Raw genomic sequence first — 20204 nt, 5'->3', positions numbered from 1 at the left:
AGGCCCCGCTCAGAACCCGTGCGGGAGCCACGGCGCGACGTCCGACCCGAACCCCACCGACGCCTCCGCCAGCGCTCCCGGCCGCACCTCCCGCACCCGCCCGGCCGCGCCCAGCGAAGCCAGGCTCACGCCCCCGAGGTACGCCGCCCCCAGCTCCCGCACGGACAGGGCGAGGTCCGCCGCGTCGGACGTACGCTCGCAGGACGCGCCCTTCGCGTCCCCGGACAGCCGCCAACGCCCCGCGTTCCAGGGGCAGAAGTCGTCCTCGACCTCGAACACGACGTCCACCGGCACCTGGTAGGTCCGCGCCGCCAGCGCAGCCCCCACGTCCACCAGCCGTACGTGCAGCGAGTCCCGCAGCGTCGGCCGGCACCGCCGGATGTCCGACACCTGGTGCTGCCACGCCTCGTCGACCGGCCGCCCGCGCACCGTCAGCGTCGTCGTCAGGTCGATGTCGAACAGGAAGCGCCACAGCGCCGCCTCCGTCGCCGCGTCCAGCCCGGCCAGCTCGCTCAGGACCACCGCGCCCTCCGGGCCCGCGGGCCCCCAGCCCGGCCGTACCCGGAACCGCGCGTACCCCGTGACCGCGCCGTCCCGCCGGGCGACCACGCACTGCAGCGGCGACGCCCCGTCCCGCCCGCTCTCCGGGTCCAGCAGCCCCAGCCGCTCCCAGCCCGGCCGCCGGGCCAGCATCCCGGGCCGCCCGGGCACCAGCCGCTCGTACACGGCCTCACAGGCGTCGAGGACGTCCGCGGGCGCCGCATACCGCAGCCGTACGTCATCCGTACCGTCCGGAACGGACAGACGGACCCGGGACGTGTCGATCTCGGCGTTCAGCTGGAAGGACGCGACGCCGTACCCGAACCGGCCGTAGATCGCCGGTTCGGAGGCCGTCAGCACGGCCAGCGGCTCGCCCCAGGAACGTACGTCGTCCAACTGCCGCCGCATCATCGACGTCAGTACACCCCGCCGCCGGTGCGTGGCCGCGACGCCCACCATGGTGACGCCCGCCGTGGGCACCTCGGCACCGCCGGGCACGGTCATGCCGAAGCCGAACGACCCCGTCGTCCCGACGCACTCACCGGCGTCCCAGACGCCGAGCGAGCGGTCGACCTCGGTCAGGGCCTCGTACAGCTCCAGTTCCTCGGCGGACTCCGGTACCCCGCTGAAGGCACGGACCAGTGTCCCGTACCACTCGCTCCACTCGTCCCGCCGCAGCACGCGCAGCCCGGTCACCAGGTCATCGCCGAGATCACTCATGGACCATGCGTATCAGCCCCCGTGAGGGAGGGGCCAGGGAATTTCCGCCAGGCCGCGGCGCGACGCCCGTCCGTGCAGTTCACTGGAATCCGGCCTCGGACGGGGGACAAGTGGGACCTCCCGTGCCAAGCGGCCGGTCCGATGGATAGGGTCCCGAACTAATGGCAGCAGGACGACAGCGGCGCGCGGAAGCCGAGACGTTCACGGCCCGGTGGAAGAAGCAGTGGCACCGGGCCCGCGTCGGCGTGCGCAGATCCGCCGTCGACTACTTCCGCGGCGACGGCTCGGACTGGATCGCCCTGGCCGGACTGCTGCTGATGATCCCCGTGATCGCGGCCACCACGATGGCGAACTCCGTGTGGTGCTCACCGGCCGCGCTGGTCCTGCCGATCGTCGCGGGCGGCCTGCTGCTGCGCCCGGCGAGCCTGCTCGGCCTGTACGCGGCGGCGGCCACGGCGCTGATCGTGGAGTCGGTGCGACTCGGCCCCTACACCGAGGGCCCCTCGCGGGTCACCCCCGGCGTGGTGCTGGTCGTCGCGGCCTGCGGCTTCTTCGGGCTGCTGGTCGCCCAGTTCCGCAGCCGGGTCGGCGTGCCCTGGCGGCGCGGCGGCACCATGCTCTTCGACCTGCGCGAACGCATCCGGGTCCAGAGCAAGCTGCCGGGGCTGCCGCCGGGCTGGCACCGGGAGATGGCGCTGCGCCCGGCCGGCGGCCAGTCCTTCTCGGGCGACTTCGTGGTCGCGGCCCGTACGAACGGCGGCCGGACCCTGGAGGTGGTCCTCACCGACGTCTCCGGCAAGGGCATGGACGCGGGCTCGCGCGCCCTGCTGCTGTCCGGCGCGTTCGGCGGACTGCTGGGCAGCCTGCCCCCGCACGCGTTCCTGCCGGCCGCCAACGGCTACCTGCTCCGCCAGGACTGGGACGAAGGGTTCGCCACCTCCATCCACCTCGTCCTGGAGCTCGACTCCGGCGACTACGAGCTGTACTCCGCCGGGCATCCGCCGGGCCTCCAGCTCAGCGCGGGCACCGGCCGCTGGGAGGAGAAGACCGCCGAAGGACCGCTGCTCGGTGTGTACGACGGGGCGCAGTTCGACCCGGTGAAGGGCTCGCTGCGTCCCGGAGACGTGTTGATGCTGTTCACGGACGGCCTGGTGGAAACCTCCGACCGCGACATCACCGAGGGCATCGACCGCCTCACCGGCGAGGCCGACCGCTATGTCGCCGGCGGCTTCCACGGCGCCGCCTGGCACCTGATCGAGGCGGTGGCCAAGGACGTCAACGACGACCGGGCGCTCCTGCTGATCTGCCGCGAGGGCCCGACGGCCCAGAGCCCGACGGGCCAGAACCCGCCGAACGCGGGCCGGGTGGCCCGGTCCTCGACGGTGGCGGACTGACACACTGGGCCGCGTGTCCCCCACCACGACATCCAGCTCCCAGCCCACCCCACCGCTCTCCCTGGCCGACGTCGAGGCCACCGCCCGTGCCGCCCACGCCGGACAGACCGACAAGGCGGGACGTCCGTACGCCGCACACCTGCGGGCCGTCGCCGAGGGCGTGCGGAGCCGCGGTGGTGACGACGAGCAGATCGCGGCGGCCTGGCTGCACGACGCCGTCGAGGACGACGCGCTCTCCGAGCGATGGCTGCGCGAGGCCGCGCTGAGCCGCCGTACCAAGGACATCGTCCTCGCCCTCACCAAGCGGGCCGGGGAGCCGCCCGAGGCGTACGCCGCGCGCATCCTCGCCACGCCCGGCGCGCGGCTGGTCAAGGAGGCGGACCTCGCGCACAACGCCGACCCGGCGCGACTCGCGGTCCTCGACGCGGCCACCCGCACACGACTGACCGAGAAGTACGCACGGATGCGCGCGCTTCTCGGCCTGGCCGACCAGAGCACGGCCGGCGCGCAGGATCCGGCCGGTGCGCAGGGTCCGGCCGACGCGGACGGCCCGGCCGACGCGGCCACCTCCGGTTAGACGGAGACCTTCGCGCCGGCCCCGCTCGCCGCACGTGCCCCGCGCACCCCGGCCGGTGACGCCCCGGGCCGCTCCCCCCGTTCGCGGTCCCGGGCCGCCTCGCCCGGGTCCCGCCCGAAGGCCCACTCCATCCTCGGCTCCACCACGCACCGCAGGACGCGCCGGACGGGCCTGGTGCACAGCAGTGTGATGACGACGGCCGCGAGCACGGACAAACCGACCTCACCGAGCGGCTGTTGCAGTACCGGCTCGTCGAACCAGCCCGCGTAGGTGCCCTCCTTCACCAGGAAGCCGTGCAGCAGGTAGCCGTAGATCGTGCCCGCGCCGAGCGTCGTGAACCACATGTGACGGCCCGGCACCCAGGCGAAGAAGCACGCCGTCAGCACGACCGAGCAGCCGAAGAGCGCGAGCGTCAGGACGGGCCCGGACCACCAGGGGGCGCCCGCGTCCTGCGCGGCGGCGTTGCGGTAGAACCAGCCGGTCTCCATGCGCGGCAGCGACCACCAGGCGACGGCCACGGCCGCCGCGACCACCGGCACGGACAGGATCCGCACCGAGCGGCGCCGCACCAGACGGAAGTGCTCGGGCCGCAGCACCAGGCCCAGCACGAAGCACGGCAGGAACTGCAACACCCGCTGCATGTTCAGGTCGTTCCCGATCGTGGGCGTCATGGAGGCCAGCGACGCGATGCCCAGCGCGATCGGCAGCGGCCGGCGGACGGTCTTCCAGACCGGGGTGCTCAGCCGCCAGACGAACAGCGCGCACAGGAACCAGAGAAGGTAGGTGGGGTCCAGCAGACTGAGGTCGTTGCCCGGGTCCTCGCTGAGGCGGCGGTGCAGCGCGTAGGCGACCTCGAAGACGAGGTAGGGGACGACGACACCGGTGACCAGCCGCCTGACGCGCTTGGGGCCGAGGTCGAAGTTCCGTGAGAAGTAGCCGGAGATGATGACGAACGCCGGCATGTGGAAGGTGTACAGGACCCGGTACAGGGTCTCCACGGCCGGGTTGCCGTCCAGGATCTGACCCCAGGCGTGCCCCACGCCGACCAGCACGATCGCCAGGTACTTGGCGTTGTCGAAGAACGCGTCGCGCCGGTGGTCCGGTGCCGACTGCCGTTCCGGTGGCGGCGGCGTCTTGCGGCCGCCGTGCGGTCGCAGCGAGTTCGTCATGCGACCCCCCGCCAGGAACCCGGCGGGTCGTCGCAGGACCTCGCTGCTCTGGTGGGGGACGAGGCAGCGTAGAACATCTGAGGCACCCTAGCGTCCGCCGCGTGAATCCGTAAAACCCTCGGAGTCATTCCTGGTATTCGCGTTCCACGCGTCTTCCGAGTGCCCCGAATTCCGAGGAAGTCGCCCCCTCTCTCGCGTGAGGCATCTCCCGCCGCCGAATGCCGCCGCACACCGGAGCGCCCGCCAGACCGCCCTGCCGGCCGCCCTACTTGTCATGACTCGTCATGACTAAACCGTGCATAAGACCGGCGGGCGACTCCCCGGCTATGTCCCCTTCAATGTCCTTAGGGGACCCGTTGCCGACTCTGTGATTTCCCTGTGGCGCCCCTGTCCGTGTGCCCGTCGCGACAATTCGAAATACCTGCGAACGTGGTGTGTGGACATGGAAACGGAGTGGCTGGAATTCCCCACAGGAGTGCACTTTCGAAACTCTGTGCCGGGTGTGAGGGTGGGATACGTCCGCGTGTGCGGGGAAGGACGCCACCCCTGGGGCCGGCCGGACGATGTGTCACCCGCCGCATGGCGGGGCCCCGTTGGTGGCACGATGGTTCTGGCGGGGGTGCGGGGTCGCACCTCCGGGCCGGGAGAGCGGACCGATCTGGGGTGTGATCAGTTGTGGCCATTTCACTGTCAGTGGTGCTGCTGTTGGCGATCATCCTGGTGGTGCTGCTGCGAGGGGGCTCCATCAAGCCGGGCCCGGCGGTCGTCGCGGTCCTCTTCGGCTTCTTCCTGGCCTCGACCGGCATGGCCGACGACATCCAGCGGTTCCTGGACTCCATAGCGGAGACGATCAACTCGATCCAGTTCTAGCGCCGCCCCCGTCGGCGTCCGCGGCCCCGTCGGCGTCCGCGGCCCTGCCGGGGGTGCGCGCAGACCCGCCGCGAGCGCACGCAGGCCTGCCGCGAGCGCGCGCAGACCTCCGGGACACACAAAGGCCTCCGGCCCGGTCCCTTGGCGGGACCGGGCCGGAGGCCTCTCGGAGCGGGCGACGGGAATCGAACCCGCGTAGCTAGTTTGGAAGACTAGGGCTCTACCATTGAGCTACGCCCGCACAGCGTGCGCCGGAGGTCGGTGACCGCGGCACTGCAGGCATCGTAGCGGGTCGTCCGCCCTCACCGCACACCCCTTCCCGTCCGGCGCCTTCGCGACGCTCGGGAAACCGGGCGGCCCCCATGCCTGGCTGCATGTACCCTACGTGTCGCACCAGACGGGGTGTGGCGCAGCTTGGTAGCGCGTCCGCTTTGGGAGCGGAAGGCCGTGGGTTCAAATCCCGCCACCCCGACCATCCACCGGCCGCGGCCGTCCGACCGGCCACCCGGCCACCGGCGATTCCCAAGATCGCCTTTTGGGCCGTGTAGTCGCTGCCGTTACTATGCAAGCTGCACGCCCGTGTGTCTCAGCGTCTGAAGTCTCCGGGCGGCGAAATTTGCCGGACGCCCTCCGTTTCCGGCAGAACCCAAGAAGTCAGCCACCAAGGAGACCGAACCGTGAAGAGCGCCGTGGAGACCCTGAACCCGACCCGGGTTCGGCTCACTGTCGAGGTGCCCTTCGAGGAGCTCAAGGACAGCCTCGACGCGGCGTACAAGAAGATCAACCAGCAGGTCACGGTGAAGGGCTTCCGCAAGGGCAAGATCCCGGCCCGCGTCATCGACCAGCGGTTCGGCCGCGGTGCGGTCCTGGAGGAGGCGGTCAACGACGCGCTTCCGAAGTTCTACACCGACGCGGTCAACGAGGCCGAGCTGAACCCGCTCGGCCAGCCCGAGGTCGACATCACGGAGCTGAAGGACGGCGAGACGCTGAACTTCACCGCCGAGGTCGACATCCGCCCGTCCATCGAGATCCCGGACTACTCCGGCATCGAGGTCGAGGTCGACGCCGTCGAGGTCACCGACGAGGACGTCGAGAAGTCGGTGGAGCAGCTGCGCGAGCGCTTCGCGTCCACCTCCCCGGTCGAGCGCGCCGCCGAGGAGGGCGACGTGGTCACCCTCGACCTGCGGGCCAAGGTCGACGGCGAGGTCCTCGAGGACGGCGTCGCCGACGGCGTCTCCTACACCATCGGCTCCGGTGAGCTGCTGGACGGCATCGACGACGCCGTGAAGGGCCTGGAGGCCGGTGGCGAGGCCACCTTCACCTCCGAGCTCAAGGGCGGCTCGGCGGCCGGCAAGGAGGCCGAGGTCACCGTCAAGGTCACCCAGGTCGCCAAGCGCGAGCTGCCCGAGCTGGACGACGACTTCGCGCAGCTCGCGTCGGAGTTCGACACCCTGGAGGAGCTGCAGGCCGACAGCCGCAAGCGCCTCGCCAACATGAAGCAGTACGACCAGGCCACGCAGGCCCAGGAGCGCGTCCTGGACAAGCTGCTCGAGCTGGTCGAGGTGCCCGTCCCCGAGAAGCTCCTCGAGGACGAGATCAACACCCGCAAGCACAACCTCGAGCACCACCAGCTCGGCCAGATGGGCCTCACCCTCGACAAGTACCTGGAGATCCAGGGCAAGACCGCCGAGGAGTTCGAGACCGAGACCCGCGAGGCCGCGGTCAAGGGCATCAAGACCCAGTTCGTCCTCGACGAGCTGGTCAAGCAGGAGAAGCTCAACGTCAGCCAGGAGGAGCTCACCGAGCACCTCATGCGCCGCGCCGCCTCCTCCGGCATGTCCCCCGACCAGTTCGCCCAGGCCGTCGTCGAGCAGGGCCAGGTCCCGCTCCTCGTCGGCGAGGTCGCCCGCGGCAAGGCCCTGGCCGCCGTGGTCGAGAAGGCCACGGTCAAGGACACCAACGGCGAGGTCGTCGACCTGGACGACGAGGAGGAGGAGACGGAGGCCGCCGAGGCCGCCGCCGAGTCCGCCGACGCCACCGAGGACAAGGCCGGGGAGAAGACCGAGGGCTGAGCCCCACGGCACCCCTGACGCCGTAACGACGGGCCCCGAGAGGCGAGCGCTTCTCGGGGCCCGTCGTGCTTGCCCGGCCCCCGGACGCGGGGCTGTGCCGGGCCCGGGGCCCGGGGCGGCGCCCCGCGACGGCGACACCGGCGCGTGGCACCGGGCAACCTGCGCTCACAGCGAACACCCGCAGAACCGGGATTGCACCGCAGGGCCACCGCGTTAGGGTCCATGAATACGAGGGCAGGGGAGTCCCCGGAACCGGCCGGACGGCCCCAAGCCCCGGCAGAACACGTGAGACGGCCCGGCGCCGTCGTAAGACGAGCAGGTGGATACGTGACGAATCTGATGCCCTCCGCCGCCGGCGAGCCCTCCATCGGTGGTGGCCTCGGCGACCAGGTGTACAACCGGCTGCTCGGCGAGCGGATCATCTTCCTCGGCCAGCCGGTCGACGACGACATCGCCAACAAGATCACCGCACAGCTGCTGCTCCTTGCCTCCGACCCGGACAAGGACATCTACCTGTACATCAACAGCCCGGGCGGTTCGATCACGGCCGGCATGGCGATCTACGACACCATGCAGTACATCAAGAACGACGTGGTGACGATCGCGATGGGCCTCGCCGCCTCGATGGGACAGTTCCTGCTCAGCGCGGGCACCCCGGGCAAGCGCTTCGCGCTCCCGAACGCCGAGATCCTGATCCACCAGCCCTCCGCCGGACTGGCCGGTTCGGCCTCGGACATCAAGATCCACGCCGAGCGGCTGCTGCACACCAAGAGGCGCATGGCCGAGCTCACGGCCCAGCACACGGGCCAGACGATCGAGCAGATCACCCGCGACTCGGACCGCGACCGCTGGTTCGACGCCTTCGAGGCCAAGGAGTACGGCCTCATCGACGACGTGATGACGACGGCCGCCGGTATGCCGGGCGGCGGCGGCACCGGGGCCTGAGAGCCCTCTGCGGGTCCCAGCAGGGGCCCCAGCGCGCCCAGCCAGCCCTCAGCCGACCGCCTCAGCCCCTTCCCAGGAGACACTGTGAACGACTTCCCCGGCAGCGGCCTGTACGACCGCTCGCGTGCCGAGTACACCGGCCCGACCGCCGAGTCCCGCTACGTCATCCCGCGCTTCGTCGAGCGCACCTCCCAGGGTGTGCGGGAGTACGACCCGTACGCGAAGCTCTTCGAGGAGCGCGTGATCTTCCTCGGCGTGCAGATCGACGACGCCTCCGCCAACGACGTCATGGCGCAGCTGCTGTGCCTGGAGTCGATGGACCCCGACCGGGACATCTCGGTCTACATCAACAGCCCCGGCGGCTCCTTCACGGCGCTCACGGCCATCTACGACACGATGCAGTACGTGAAGCCGGACATCCAGACGGTCTGCATGGGCCAGGCGGCCTCCGCCGCCGCCGTCCTGCTGGCCGCCGGCACGCCGGGCAAGCGCATGGCGCTGCCGAACGCCCGCGTCCTGATCCACCAGCCGTACAGCGAGACCGGCCGCGGCCAGGTCTCCGACCTGGAGATCGCCGCGAACGAGATCCTGCGGATGCGCTCGCAGCTGGAGGAGATGCTGGCCAAGCACTCCACCACGCCGGTCGAGAAGATCCGCGAGGACATCGAGCGCGACAAGATCCTCACGGCCGAGGACGCGCTCAGCTACGGCCTGATCGACCAGATCATCACCACCCGGAAGATGGACAACTCCTCTCTCCGCTGAGACGGGAGGCTGTATCGTCTGCCGCCCCTTGGCACGGTTTGACGCGGTTCACGTCAAAGCGAACCGTGCCAAGGGGGGCCCGGACGGGGGGCCCGGCAAGGTACCGTCGGACATAAGGCAGCACCAGGAGTCCGCCGACCGTCGACGCGACGTCGACGGCCGGGCGTCTCCCAGGCGAAGGGGAAGCACACCGTGGCACGCATCGGTGACGGCGGCGATCTGCTCAAGTGCTCGTTCTGCGGAAAGAGCCAGAAGCAGGTCAAGAAGCTCATCGCAGGGCCCGGTGTGTACATCTGCGACGAGTGCATCGATCTCTGCAACGAGATCATCGAGGAAGAACTCGCCGAGACCAGCGAGGTGCGCTGGGAGGAGCTCCCGAAGCCCCGCGAGATCTACGAGTTCCTCGAGAGCTACGTGGTCGGCCAGGAGGCGGCCAAGAAGGCCCTCTCCGTCGCGGTGTACAACCACTACAAGCGGGTCCAGGCCGGTGAGAACGGCGGCGCCCAAGGCCGCGAGGACGCCATCGAGTTGGCGAAGTCCAACATCCTGCTGCTGGGCCCCACGGGCTCCGGCAAGACCCTCCTCGCGCAGACCCTGGCGCGCATGCTGAACGTCCCCTTCGCGATCGCCGACGCCACGGCGCTCACGGAGGCCGGGTACGTCGGCGAGGACGTCGAGAACATCCTGCTCAAGCTGATCCAGGCGGCCGACTACGACGTCAAGAAGGCCGAGACCGGGATCATCTACATCGACGAGATCGACAAGGTCGCGCGCAAGAGCGAGAACCCGTCGATCACCCGGGACGTCAGCGGGGAGGGCGTCCAGCAGGCCCTGCTGAAGATCCTGGAGGGCACCACGGCATCGGTCCCGCCGCAGGGCGGCCGCAAGCACCCGCACCAGGAGTTCATCCAGATCGACACGACGAACGTCCTGTTCATCGTGGGCGGTGCCTTCGCGGGCCTGGAGAAGATCATCGAGGGCCGGGCCGGCGCCAAGGGCATCGGCTTCGGCGCGACGATCCGCTCCAAGCGGGAGATCGAGTCCAAGGACCAGTTCGAGCAGGTCATGCCGGAGGACCTGGTGAAGTTCGGGATGATCCCCGAGTTCATCGGCCGTCTCCCGGTCATCACCTCGGTCCACAACCTCGACCGCGAGGCCCTGCTCCAGATCCTCGTCGAGCCGCGCAACGCCCTCGTCAAGCAGTACGAGCGCCTCTTCGAACTCGACGGCGTGGAGCTGGACTTCGAGCGCGAGGCCCTGGAGGCCATCGCCGACCAGGCCATCCTCCGCCAGACCGGTGCCCGCGGCCTGCGCGCCATCATGGAGGAGGTCCTCCAGGGCGTCATGTACGAGGTCCCCTCCCGCAAGGACGTCGCCCGCGTCGTCATCACGGCGGACGTGGTCCTCTCCAACGTCAACCCGACGCTGATTCCCCGGGATTCGCGGGGGCGTGGCCCGGGCGAGCAGAAGACGGCGTAGCCGTCGCCGTACGCGCGAACGCGGAAGGGGCCCGGTCGACCGATCGGGCCCCTTCCGCGCAGCCGTTCCGGCGTCAGATCTTGACGCGGACTTCCTTGCGGAGCTTGGCGGCGATCTCGGCCGCCTCGGCCGGGTCGGTCTTCTTGCCGGCCGCGATGTCCACGAGGCTCATCGGCATGACGAAGCCGAGCGTGCTGTGGTCGCCCCAGCCGCAGAACGTCATGGTCATCGACTTCGGCTCGTTCGGTCCGCCGCTGGCGTTGTCGTACTTGGCGTCCTGGCACTTGATGACGGCGCCGTCGAGGGAATCGGGCTTGTACTCCTTCGGCTCCCCGACGAAGGTCACGTCCTGGTCGCTGCCGCCCTCCTGGCTCTCCTTCTTCATGTGCGCGAACATGCCGTCGAGGGCCTTCTCCGGGTCGTCGATCGAGCCGTAGACGCCACCGAACACGAGCTGCTTACGGGCCAGCGGGTTCTCCTCGTTCTCCGTCGCGTACGAGGCGCTCACGTCCTTGGCGTCCTTCACCCCCCACTGCTCGGCGTCCTTCATGTCAGCGGCGTCCATGCTGCCGCTCTCGCTCTTGTCCTGCTTGTACTCGCCGAGCACCGTCGCCGGCGTCGTCAGCTTGTGCGGGCCGTCGTCGGCGATGTCCGAGCCGCCGCCACCGCCGCCCAGCACGAAGTACGCCCCCACGCCGATCGCCGCCACGACGGCGACCGCGCCGATGATCAGGCCCATCTTCTTCTTGCCGCCGCCGCCCGGGGCCGGGGGCTGGGGGGCACCGTAGGGCTGCTGGCCGTAGGCGGGCTGCTGGCCGTACGGGGCCTGCTGGCCGTACGGTCCCGGCTGCTGCGGCGGGACGCCGCCCTGCTGGGGCTGGGGCGGGTAGCCGTAGCCCGGCTGCGGGGGAGGGGCCTGCTGGGGGTAGCCGTAGCCGGGCTGGGGGGCCTGCGGCGGCTGCTGGCCGTACGGCCCCGGCTGGCCGTACGGTCCGGGCTGCTGGGGCTGCCCGCCGTACGGGCCCGGCTGGTTGTGACTCATTCCTGGGTTCCCCTCCAGATGTTTACGTGGTGCTGACATCCTGACGCAGGCATGGCGTGCGCAGGTCACCGGGGGCCATACCGTTACAGAGGAAACGCGTTTCGGGACAGTGCCGTGACGCCCGTAAACTGACCCCCGTGACCGAGAACTCTCAGCAGCCGCAGCCCGCACCCACCACCGAACTGCCGACCCAGTACGCGCCGGCCGAGGTAGAGGGGAAGCTGTACGAGCGCTGGGTGGAACGGGGTTACTTCGAAGCGGACGCGGACAGCGACAAGCCGCCGTACACCGTCGTCATCCCGCCGCCGAACGTCACGGGCAGCCTGCACCTCGGGCACGCCTTCGAGCACACGCTCATCGACGCCCTGACCCGCCGCAAGCGGATGCAGGGGTACGAGACGCTGTGGCAGCCCGGCATGGACCACGCCGGCATCGCCACGCAGAACGTCGTCGAGCGGGAGCTCGCCAAGGAGGGCAAGTCCCGGCACGACCTCGGCCGTGAGGCCTTCGTCGAGCGCGTCTGGCAGTGGAAGGGCGAGTCCGGCGGGCAGATCAGCGGGCAGATGCGCCGTCTCGGTGACGGCGTCGCCTGGTCGCGTGAGCGCTTCACCATGGACGAGGGCCTGTCCCAGGCCGTCCAGACCATCTTCAAGCGGCTCTACGACGACGAGCTGATCTACCGCGCCGAGCGCATCATCAACTGGTGCCCGCGCTGCCTGACCGCCATCTCCGACATCGAGGTCGAGTACCAGGACGACGACGGCGAGCTCGTCTCCATGAAGTACGGCGACGGGGACGACACCATCGTCGTCGCCACCACCCGCGCCGAGACCATGCTCGGCGACACGGCGGTCGCCGTCCACCCCGAGGACGAGCGCTACAAGCACCTGGTCGGCAAGCTCATCAGGCTGCCGCTCACCGACCGTTCCATCCCGGTCGTCGCCGACGAGCACGTCGACCCCGAGTTCGGCACCGGCGCCGTCAAGGTGACGCCCGCCCACGACCCGAACGACTTCGAGATCGGCCGGCGCCACGACCTGCCCGCCATCACCGTCATGGACGAGCACGCCGTCATCACCGCCCACGGCCCCTTCCAGGGTCTGGACCGGCTGGAGGCCCGCTCCGCCATCGTCGCCGCGCTGCGCGCCGAGGGCCGGATCGTCGCCGAGAAGCGGCCCTACGTCCACAGCGTCGGCCACTGCTCGCGCTGCAAGACCACCGTCGAGCCGCGCCTGTCCATGCAGTGGTGGGTCAAGGTCGGTCCGCTCGCGAAGGCGGCCGGCGACGCGGTCCGCGAGGGCAAGGTCAGGATCCACCCGCAGGAGATGGAGAAGCGGTACTTCGACTGGGTCGACAACCTCCACGACTGGTGCATCTCGCGCCAGCTGTGGTGGGGCCACCGCATCCCCGTCTGGTACGGGCCGAACGGCGAGATCGTGTGCGTCGGTCCCGACGAGCAGCCGCCGAGCGGCGAGGGCTGGCACCAGGACTCCGACGTCCTGGACACCTGGTTCTCCTCGGGCCTGTGGCCGTTCTCCACGCTGGGCTGGCCGGAGCGGACCGACTCGCTCGCGAAGTTCTACCCGAACTCCGTCCTGGTCACCGGCTACGACATCCTCTTCTTCTGGGTCGCCCGGATGATGATGTTCGGCCTGTACGCGATGGACGGCACCCCGCCGTTCCACACCATCGCCCTGCACGGCATGGTCCGTGACCAGAACGGCAAGAAGATGTCCAAGTCCTTCGGGAACGTCGTGAACCCGCTGGACTGGATGGACAAGTACGGCTCCGACGCCCTGCGGTTCACGCTCGCCCGCGGCGCCAACCCGGGCGTCGACGTCCCGATCGGCGAGGACTGGGTCCAGGGCTCCCGCAACTTCGCCAACAAGATCTGGAACGCCACCCGCTTCGCGCTGATGAACGGCGCGACGGTGCAGGGCCCGCTGCCGGACGCGTCGAAGATGTCGTCCACGGACCGCTGGATCCTCTCCCGCCTGAACTCGGTCGTCGCGGAGGTCGACGCGTACTACGAGGACTACCAGTTCGCGAAGCTGTCCGACGCCCTGTTCCACTTCGCCTGGGACGAGGTCTTCGACTGGTACGTCGAGCTGTCCAAGACGACGTTCCAGGCCGGCGGCGAGGCCGCCGAGGTCAGCAAGCGCGTCCTCGGCGAGGTCCTCGACGTCACGCTGCGGCTGCTGCACCCCGTCGTCCCGTTCGTCACGGAGACGCTGTGGACCACCCTCACCGGGGGTGAGTCGGTCGTCATCGCCGAGTGGCCGTCGGACTCGGGCTTCCGGGACGCCGGCGCCGAGCGGGAGATCGAGACGCTCCAGTCCGTCATCACCGAGGTCCGCCGCTTCCGCGCCGACCAGGGCCTCCAGCCCGGTCAGCGGGTTCCGGCCCGGCTCACCCTGGACGGCACCGCGCTCGCGGCGCACGAGGCGGCCGTCCGGCAGCTGCTGCGGCTCCAGCCGGAGGGTGACTCCTTCACGGCGACGGCGACGCTGCCGGTGGCCGGTGTCGAGGTCGCCCTCGACCTGTCCGGCGTGATCGACTTCGCCGCGGAGCGCAAGCGGCTCGCCAAGGACCTGGCCGCCGCCGAGAAGGAGAAGGCCCAGGCCACGGCCAAGCTCGGCAACGAGGCCTTCCTCGCGAAGGCCCCGGACCAGGTCGTGGACAAGATCCGCGGGCGGCTGGCCAAGGCGGACGAGGACATCGCCCGCATCCAGGCGCAGCTGGAGAAGCTGCCGGAGGCGTAGACGCCACTAGGTCAAGGAGAAGGTCCCCGGGGCATTCCGCGCCGGGGACCTTCTCCTTGCCCCAGGGGCGCGGGGCCGTGTCGATGTGCGGCTCCGCCGCGTGGGCGCGACGGGCCACGACGGACCCGCGCATGCCACGGGACCTCAGCCGCCCCACCGTCCCAGACCTCCGTAGACTGGTCCCCGTGAGCGACATCCCCGGCGAGAACGACCAGTCCGACCCCCTCGACCCTCTCGACTCCTTCGAGGAGATCGTCGAGGCGGAGACGACCCGCGACCCCGACCTCGCCGTCATCGAGGCCGGCAGCCGCACGCTGCGCACCCAGGGCGGCCCCCCGCAGGCCGACGTGCCCGCGCGGCCGGAGGACCCCGAGGTGGACAAGGCGCTGCGCGAGGTGGAGGCGGAGCTCGCGACCCGCTGGGGCGAGACGAAGCTGGAGCCGTCCGTCACCCGGATCGCCGCGCTGATGGACGTGCTGGGCGACCCCCAGCGCACGTACCCGTCCCTCCACATCACGGGGACGAACGGCAAGACCTCCACCGCCCGCATGATCGAGGCGCTGCTCGGCGCCTTCGAGCTGCGCACCGGGCGGTACACCTCGCCGCACGTGCAGTCGATCACCGAGCGCATCAGCCTGGACGGGGCGCCGATCTCCGCCGAGCGGTTCATCGAGACGTACCAGGACATCAAGCCGTACGTCGAGATGGTGGACGCCCAGCAGGAGTACCGGCTGTCCTTCTTCGAGGTGCTGACCGGCATGGCGTACGCCGCCTTCGCCGACGCCCCCGTCGACGTGGCCGTCGTGGAGGTGGGGATGGGCGGCTCCTGGGACGCCACCAACGTCATCGACGGGGACGTCGCCGTCGTCACCCCCATCGACCTCGACCACACCGACCGGCTCGGTGAGACGCCCGGCGCGATCGCGGGGGAGAAGGCCGGCATCGTCAAGCAGGACGCCACCGTGATCCTGGCCCAGCAGCCGGTGGACGCGGCGCAGGTGCTGCTGAAGAAGGCCGTCGACGTGAACGCCACGGTGGCCCGCGAAGGCCTGGAGTTCGGGGTCGTCGCCCGGCAGGTCGCCGTCGGCGGTCAGCTGGTGACCCTGCGCGGGCTCGGCGGCGAGTACCCCGAGGTCTACCTGCCGCTGCACGGCGCCCACCAGGCGCACAACGCGGCCGTCGCGCTGGCCGCCGTCGAGGCGTTCTTCGGCGTCGGCGCGCAGCGTCCCGAGCCGCTGGACGTCGACACCGTGCGCAAGGCGTTCGCCGCCGTCGCCTCGCCGGGGCGCATGGAGGTGGTGCGGCGCTCGCCGACCGTGGTGCTGGACGCCGCGCACAATCCGGCCGGCGCGCGGGTCACCGCCGAGGCGGTCGGGGAGGCGTTCCAGTTCAGCCGGCTCATCGGCGTGGTCGGTGCGAGCGGCGACAAGAACGTGCGGGGGCTGCTGGAGGCCTTCGAGCCGGTCTTCGCCGAGCTCGTCGTCACCCAGAACTCCAGCCACCGCGCGATGGACGCCGACGAGCTCGCCGCGATCGCCGTCGAGGTGTTCGGCGAGGACCGCGTCCAGGTCGAGCCGCGGCTGCCGGACGCCCTGGAGGCCGCGATCACGCTGGCCGAGGAGGAGGGCGAGTTCGCGGGCGGCGGTGTGCTCGTCACCGGTTCCGTCATCACCGTCGGCGAGGCCCGACTGCTCCTCGGGAGGGGCTGAGAAACCGTGCGTACGCTCTGTGCTTCGACTCTGATCGGCGAGCTCTTCGTGATCGGCTTCGCCGGACTGGTCGCCATGAAGGACCCGGACCTGTCCATGGGGACGGTGTGGACGGTCAGCGGCATCGCGATGTTCCTGTGCGTGCTGCTGTCCGGTGTGGTGACCCGGCCCGGCGGCGTCGCCCTGGGCTGGGCGCTGCAGGTCGCCCTGATCGCCTCCGGCTTCGTCGTGCCGACGATGTTCTTCCTGGGCGTGGTCTTCGGGGCCCTGTGGTGGGCCTCGGTGCACTACGGGCGGAAGATCGACGAGGCGAAGGCGAGGTTCGCGGCGCAGGCCGAGGCCGCGTCCGCACCCGATGCCGCCTGACGTTGCGCGACGCTGCGTGACGGGTGCCGCGACACGCCCGGTAACCTCAGTCATCACCTTGTGCCAACGCGGCATTCGCACCACCGCACACCCGCATATTCCAAGGAGCCCCTCGTGACTCAGCGCAGCCTCGTCCTCCTCAAGCCCGACGCCGTCCGTCGTGGCCTGACCGGCGAGATCATCAGCCGTATCGAGCGCAAGGCCGGCTGGCGGATCACCGCGATGGAACTGCGCACCCTGGACGCCGAGACGCTGGAGCAGCACTACGGCGAGCACAAGGGCAAGCCGTTCTACGAGCCGCTGGTCGAGTTCATGGCGTCGGGCCCGGTCGTGGCGATGGTCGTCGAGGGCGAGCGGGTCATCGAGGGCGTGCGCGCGCTGGCCGGTCCGACCGACCCGATCGCCGCCGCCCCCGGCTCCATCCGCGGGGACTTCGGCGTGATCGTCCGGGAGAACCTGATTCACGCCTCGGACTCCGAGGAGTCCGCCGAACGCGAGCTGAAGATCTTCTTCCCGGGCCGCGTCTGACCCCCTCGGGGACACGCCGGAGACGTGCCCTTTCCTGACGCCGCGTCAGCCGAATGGCCCGCGGCGGACCGGGGCGGTCGTGTAAAAGCGACCGCCCTGTGGCATATGCGCGCCTGATCGGGGGAACTGATGCCACCGTTGGCCCGTCTCCACAAGCGAGGCGATGCGCCATCTGCTGACAATGGCGAAGACCCTCGCGCAGTGTTCGCGAAAGCGCGTCTACGATGGAAGCCTCCACGCGTCACTGCACCCACCTCGCCTACCTGAAAAGCCCTCAAAAGCTCCTGGGAAGGCCAGTCGAATCCTGATGGGGAACTCAATGTCGTTCATCGGCCGTGACATGGCTGTCGACCTCGGGACCGCCAACACGCTGGTGTACGTCAGGGGTCGCGGGATCGTACTCAACGAGCCGTCCGTCGTCGCGATCAACACCAACACCGGTGGCATCCTCGCGGTCGGCGCCGAAGCGAAGAAGATGATCGGGCGCACCCCCGGCAACATCGTCGCCGTGCGCCCGCTGAAGGACGGCGTGATCGCCGACTTCGAGATCACCGAGCGGATGCTCCGCTACTTCATCCTGAAGATCCACAAGCGGCGGTATCTGGCTCGTCCGCGGGTCGTCGTCTGTGTGCCCTCGGGCATCACCGGCGTCGAGCGCCGCGCCGTCATCGAGGCGTCGTCCCAGGCCGGCGCCCGCCAGGTGCACATCATCGAGGAGCCCATGGCCGCGGCCATCGGGTCCGGCCTGCCGGTCCACGAGGCCACGGGCAACATGGTGGTCGACATCGGCGGCGGCACCACGGAGGTCGCGGTCATCTCGCTCGGCGGCATCGTCACCGCCCAGTCCATCCGCGTCGCGGGTGACGAGCTGGACAACGCGATCATCCAGCACGTGAAGAAGGAGTACAGCCTTCTGCTGGGTGAGCGCACGGCCGAACAGATCAAGATCACGATCGGTTCGGCGTACGACCTCGACTCCGACGAGCACACCGAAATCCGCGGCCGGGACCTCGTCTCCGGGCTGCCCAAGACCGTCGTCATCTCCGCCGCGGAAGTCCGCAAGGCGATCGAGGAGCCGGTCAACGCGATCGTCGACGCCGTCAAGACGACCCTCGACAAGTGCCCGCCGGAGCTGTCCGGCGACATCATGGACCGGGGCATCGTCCTGACCGGCGGCGGCGCGCTGCTGCGCGGACTCGACGAGCGGCTGCGCCGGGAGACCGGAATGCCGATCCACATCGCCGAGGACCCGCTGGACAGCGTCGCGCTCGGTTCCGGCAAGTGCGTCGAGGAGTTCGAGGCGCTCCAGCAGGTGCTGGACGCCCAGCCCCGCAGATGACGTGACACTCGGGTTCCGCCGTACGAGACGATCTCCTCTCGTGCGGCGGATCGTTGATATAGAGGGTCCTGGTACCTGACGTACCCGAAGTGCCGGACCCCTGTGAAGTGCTCGGCACCCGTGGAGTGCTCGACACACGTGAAGTGGTCCGAGTGCCTCACCCGGCCGCAGTACCGAATGACCCGCATTCCTGAACACCGCCAGGTAATTCCCGAATTCGACGAGGAAGGCACGGCCGCCGCACGTGAGGGACACGAAAGAGAGCCGGCTGCTCCTGGTGCTGCTGATCGCCATCGCGTTCGCACTGATCACGGTGGACATCCGCGGCGGGGAGGACTCACCGGTCGACGGCGCCCGGCGGGCCGCGGCCACCGTCTTCGGTCCGATCGAGAACGGGGTGTCGTCCGCGGTCGACCCGGTCGGCAACGCCGTCTCCGCGATCCGTGACTCCGGCGACCGGCACGACCGGCTCGCCGAACTGGAGACGCAGAACGCGGCCTTGAAGGCCAAGCTCGGCAGCGACGAGCGCGGACGCAGCCGTCTGAAGCAGTTCGACAAGATGCTCGGCCTCGCCGGCGCCGGCCAGTACGGCATCAAGGGCGCCCAGGTCATCGCCATAGGAGCCGCGCAGGGCTTCTCCTGGACCATCACCATCGACGCCGGCGCCGACGACGGCATCCAGCGCGACATGACCGTCCTCAACGGTGACGGCCTGGTGGGGCGCGTGACCACCGTCGGCCCGGACACCGCCACCGTGCTCCTCGCCAACGACCCCGACTTCACCGTCGGCACCCGGATGGAGGCCGGTGACGAACTCGGCTTCGCCTCCGGCCAGGGCGGCCGTCCCCTGCGGGTCGAACTCCTCAACGGCAAGGCCGACGTCGAGAAGGGCGACCGCCTCGTCACCTTCGGCTCCCAGGCCGACAAGCCGTTCGTCCCCGGCGTTCCCGTCGGCGTCGTCTCCCGCGTCGACCCCTCCGGCGGCGACCTGACCCGCACCCTCGACGTCACACCGTTCGTCAGCTTCACCAAGCTCGACATCGTCGGCGTCGTCGTCCAGGCCCCGCAGAAGGACCCGCGCGACACGGTGCTCCCGGACAAGCCGCAGCCGAGACCCACGCCGACCGTGACGGTGACCGTCACCCCGTCCGCCGGGGCCGACGGCCAGTCGCAGACCGGTCCGGACGAGCAGACCGAACAGAATGAGCAGTCCGAGCAGAACGAGCAGTAGGAGCTTTCACCCCATGCGCGTCAACCGGATCCTGCTGTCCGTCGCCCTGGTCGTCGTCGCCCTGGTGCTCCAGGTGAGCGTCCTCGCCCGCCTCCACCTGCCCGGCGCCGTCCCCGACCTGCTGCTGCTCACCGTCCTCGGCCTGGCCCTCGTCTACGGCCACGTCGGCGGCGCCCTCGTCGGCTTCGGCGCCGGACTCCTCGCCGACCTCGCCCCGCCCGCCGACCACGCCGCCGGCCGCTACGCCCTGGTGCTCTGCGTCATCGGCTACCTCGCCGGCCTCGCCAAACCGGAGAACGGCCGGCTGCGGTCGGCCACCGGCCCCATGGCCGTCGTGGTCGTCGCCTCCCTCGGCACCACCCTGCTGTACGCCGGCGTCGGCGCCCTCGTCGGCGACACCGCCGCCCGCCATGTCGGCCTGCCCGGCCTGCTGTTCACGGCCGCCCTCTACGACCTGCTGCTCGCGCCCTTCGTCGTCCCCGGCATCATGGCCCTGGCCAGACGCGCCGACAACGACCCGCTCGCCGAGAGCGGCTCCACGGGCCAGAGCGCCGACATCTCCTCCGGCTGGCTCTCCGGAGGCACCGGGCTGCGCATCGGCGGGCAGCGGGGCGGAACGCGGGTGAAGGCGGCCCGGGCGCGGATGGCCCGGGCCGGACGGATCAAAGGGGTCAAGCGGCTGTGACGACGAGGCAC

17 protein-coding genes and 2 tRNA genes are annotated in these 20204 nt (G+C 70.3%); 15 read left to right on the top strand and 4 right to left on the bottom strand.

The features are described from left to right. Positions 1 to 9 precede the first annotated feature (9 nt). Positions 10 to 1260 (bottom strand): GNAT family N-acetyltransferase, encoded by a 1251-nt coding sequence (locus KUM32_RS32080; RefSeq protein ID WP_217145458.1) that lies wholly within the window; start codon positions 1258 to 1260, stop codon positions 10 to 12. Between the two features lie 161 nt (positions 1261 to 1421). Between KUM32_RS32080 and KUM32_RS32075 the strand changes: the two genes are divergently transcribed. Together KUM32_RS32075 and KUM32_RS32070 are read left to right on the top strand one after the other, a co-directional pair. Next, positions 1422 to 2654 (top strand): PP2C family protein-serine/threonine phosphatase, encoded by a 1233-nt coding sequence (locus KUM32_RS32075; RefSeq protein WP_217145457.1) that lies wholly within the window; start codon positions 1422 to 1424, stop codon positions 2652 to 2654. A gap of 13 nt (positions 2655 to 2667) precedes the next feature. Further along, complete coding sequence (locus KUM32_RS32070) at positions 2668 to 3231, top strand: HD domain-containing protein (protein WP_308408768.1); 564 nt, start codon at positions 2668 to 2670, stop codon at positions 3229 to 3231. On the opposite strand, the gene KUM32_RS32065 is transcribed toward KUM32_RS32070, so the two are convergent. Next, on the bottom strand, positions 3228 to 4400 hold the full coding sequence (locus KUM32_RS32065) for an acyltransferase family protein (RefSeq protein ID WP_217145456.1): 1173 nt from the start codon (positions 4398 to 4400) through the stop codon (positions 3228 to 3230). The genes KUM32_RS32070 and KUM32_RS32065 overlap by 4 nt on opposite strands. 675 nt (positions 4401 to 5075) lie before the next feature. On the opposite strand from KUM32_RS32065, the gene KUM32_RS32060 reads away from it, so the two are divergent. After that, complete coding sequence (locus tag KUM32_RS32060; RefSeq protein WP_217145455.1) at positions 5076 to 5270, top strand: hypothetical protein; 195 nt, start codon at positions 5076 to 5078, stop codon at positions 5268 to 5270. Between the two features lie 170 nt (positions 5271 to 5440). Here the strand turns inward: KUM32_RS32060 and KUM32_RS32055 are convergent. Further along, positions 5441 to 5511: transfer RNA gene (locus KUM32_RS32055), tRNA-Gly, on the bottom strand. 157 nt (positions 5512 to 5668) lie between these two features. On the opposite strand from KUM32_RS32055, the gene KUM32_RS32050 reads away from it, so the two are divergent. The 5 genes from KUM32_RS32050 (at position 5669) to clpX (ending at position 10531) form a co-directional block, all read left to right on the top strand. Further along, positions 5669 to 5745: transfer RNA gene (locus tag KUM32_RS32050), tRNA-Pro, on the top strand. 202 nt (positions 5746 to 5947) lie between these two features. Continuing rightward, a complete protein-coding gene (gene tig, locus KUM32_RS32045; RefSeq protein WP_217145454.1) occupies positions 5948 to 7342 on the top strand; it encodes a trigger factor in 1395 nt (464 codons plus the stop codon). Positions 7343 to 7681: 339 nt separating this feature from the next. Further along, positions 7682 to 8287, top strand: a complete 606-nt coding sequence (locus KUM32_RS32040; RefSeq protein ID WP_217145473.1) for an ATP-dependent Clp protease proteolytic subunit — start codon at positions 7682 to 7684, stop codon at positions 8285 to 8287. A gap of 84 nt (positions 8288 to 8371) precedes the next feature. Continuing rightward, positions 8372 to 9052, top strand: a complete 681-nt coding sequence (locus KUM32_RS32035) for an ATP-dependent Clp protease proteolytic subunit (RefSeq protein ID WP_308408767.1) — start codon at positions 8372 to 8374, stop codon at positions 9050 to 9052. Between the two features lie 192 nt (positions 9053 to 9244). Continuing rightward, the gene (gene clpX / locus KUM32_RS32030) at positions 9245 to 10531 is read left to right on the top strand and encodes an ATP-dependent Clp protease ATP-binding subunit ClpX (protein WP_076974314.1); all 1287 of its coding nucleotides are present in this window, start codon (positions 9245 to 9247) and stop codon (positions 10529 to 10531) included. A 73-nt stretch (positions 10532 to 10604) separates the two neighbouring features. On the opposite strand, the gene KUM32_RS32025 is transcribed toward clpX, so the two are convergent. Beyond that, positions 10605 to 11573: a hypothetical protein gene (locus tag KUM32_RS32025; RefSeq protein ID WP_217145453.1), complete on the bottom strand. Its 969-nt coding sequence runs from the start codon at positions 11571 to 11573 to the stop codon at positions 10605 to 10607. A 137-nt stretch (positions 11574 to 11710) separates the two neighbouring features. Here KUM32_RS32025 and KUM32_RS32020 point away from each other — a divergent pair, with 137 nt between their 5' ends. The 7 genes from KUM32_RS32020 (at position 11711) to mreD (ending at position 20193) form a co-directional block, all read left to right on the top strand. Next, on the top strand, positions 11711 to 14335 hold the full coding sequence (locus tag KUM32_RS32020; protein WP_217145452.1) for a valine--tRNA ligase: 2625 nt from the start codon (positions 11711 to 11713) through the stop codon (positions 14333 to 14335). Positions 14336 to 14520: 185 nt separating this feature from the next. Further along, positions 14521 to 16044: a folylpolyglutamate synthase/dihydrofolate synthase family protein gene (locus KUM32_RS32015; protein ID WP_217145451.1), complete on the top strand. Its 1524-nt coding sequence runs from the start codon at positions 14521 to 14523 to the stop codon at positions 16042 to 16044. 6 nt (positions 16045 to 16050) lie between these two features. Beyond that, the gene (locus KUM32_RS32010; RefSeq protein ID WP_217145450.1) at positions 16051 to 16410 is read left to right on the top strand and encodes a DUF4233 domain-containing protein; all 360 of its coding nucleotides are present in this window, start codon (positions 16051 to 16053) and stop codon (positions 16408 to 16410) included. 114 nt (positions 16411 to 16524) lie between these two features. Continuing rightward, complete coding sequence (gene ndk / locus KUM32_RS32005; protein ID WP_217145449.1) at positions 16525 to 16938, top strand: nucleoside-diphosphate kinase; 414 nt, start codon at positions 16525 to 16527, stop codon at positions 16936 to 16938. A gap of 319 nt (positions 16939 to 17257) precedes the next feature. After that, positions 17258 to 18277, top strand: coding sequence for a rod shape-determining protein (locus KUM32_RS32000; RefSeq protein WP_030381728.1), 1020 nt, complete (start codon positions 17258 to 17260; stop codon positions 18275 to 18277). A gap of 244 nt (positions 18278 to 18521) precedes the next feature. Then, entirely contained in the window at positions 18522 to 19508 is a 987-nt protein-coding gene (mreC, locus tag KUM32_RS31995; RefSeq protein WP_217145448.1) for a rod shape-determining protein MreC, read from the top strand. Between the two features lie 13 nt (positions 19509 to 19521). Further along, positions 19522 to 20193, top strand: a complete 672-nt coding sequence (mreD, locus tag KUM32_RS31990) for a rod shape-determining protein MreD (protein WP_217145447.1) — start codon at positions 19522 to 19524, stop codon at positions 20191 to 20193. Positions 20194 to 20204: the final 11 nt, after the last annotated feature.

The organism is Streptomyces sp. AC627_RSS907 (genome assembly GCF_019049165.1).
The sequence above is the reverse complement of the archived record's forward strand: the minus strand, read 5'-3'. Positions and strand labels throughout refer to the sequence as shown.

Excerpts from the sequence above, each read along its gene's own strand:
- KUM32_RS32075 (WP_217145457.1), top strand. The coding sequence starts at position 1,422 with ATGGCAGCAGGACGACAGCGGCGCGCGGAAGCCGAGACGTTCACGGCC.
- KUM32_RS32000 (WP_030381728.1), top strand. The coding sequence starts at position 17,258 with ATGTCGTTCATCGGCCGTGACATGGCTGTCGACCTCGGGACCGCCAAC.
- KUM32_RS32040 (WP_217145473.1), top strand. The coding sequence starts at position 7,682 with ATGCCCTCCGCCGCCGGCGAGCCCTCCATCGGTGGTGGCCTCGGCGAC.
- KUM32_RS32065 (WP_217145456.1), bottom strand. The coding sequence starts at position 4,400 with ATGACGAACTCGCTGCGACCGCACGGCGGCCGCAAGACGCCGCCGCCA.
- KUM32_RS32080 (WP_217145458.1), bottom strand. The coding sequence starts at position 1,260 with ATGAGTGATCTCGGCGATGACCTGGTGACCGGGCTGCGCGTGCTGCGG.
- mreD (WP_217145447.1), top strand. The coding sequence starts at position 19,522 with ATGCGCGTCAACCGGATCCTGCTGTCCGTCGCCCTGGTCGTCGTCGCC.
- KUM32_RS32025 (WP_217145453.1), bottom strand. The coding sequence starts at position 11,573 with ATGAGTCACAACCAGCCGGGCCCGTACGGCGGGCAGCCCCAGCAGCCC.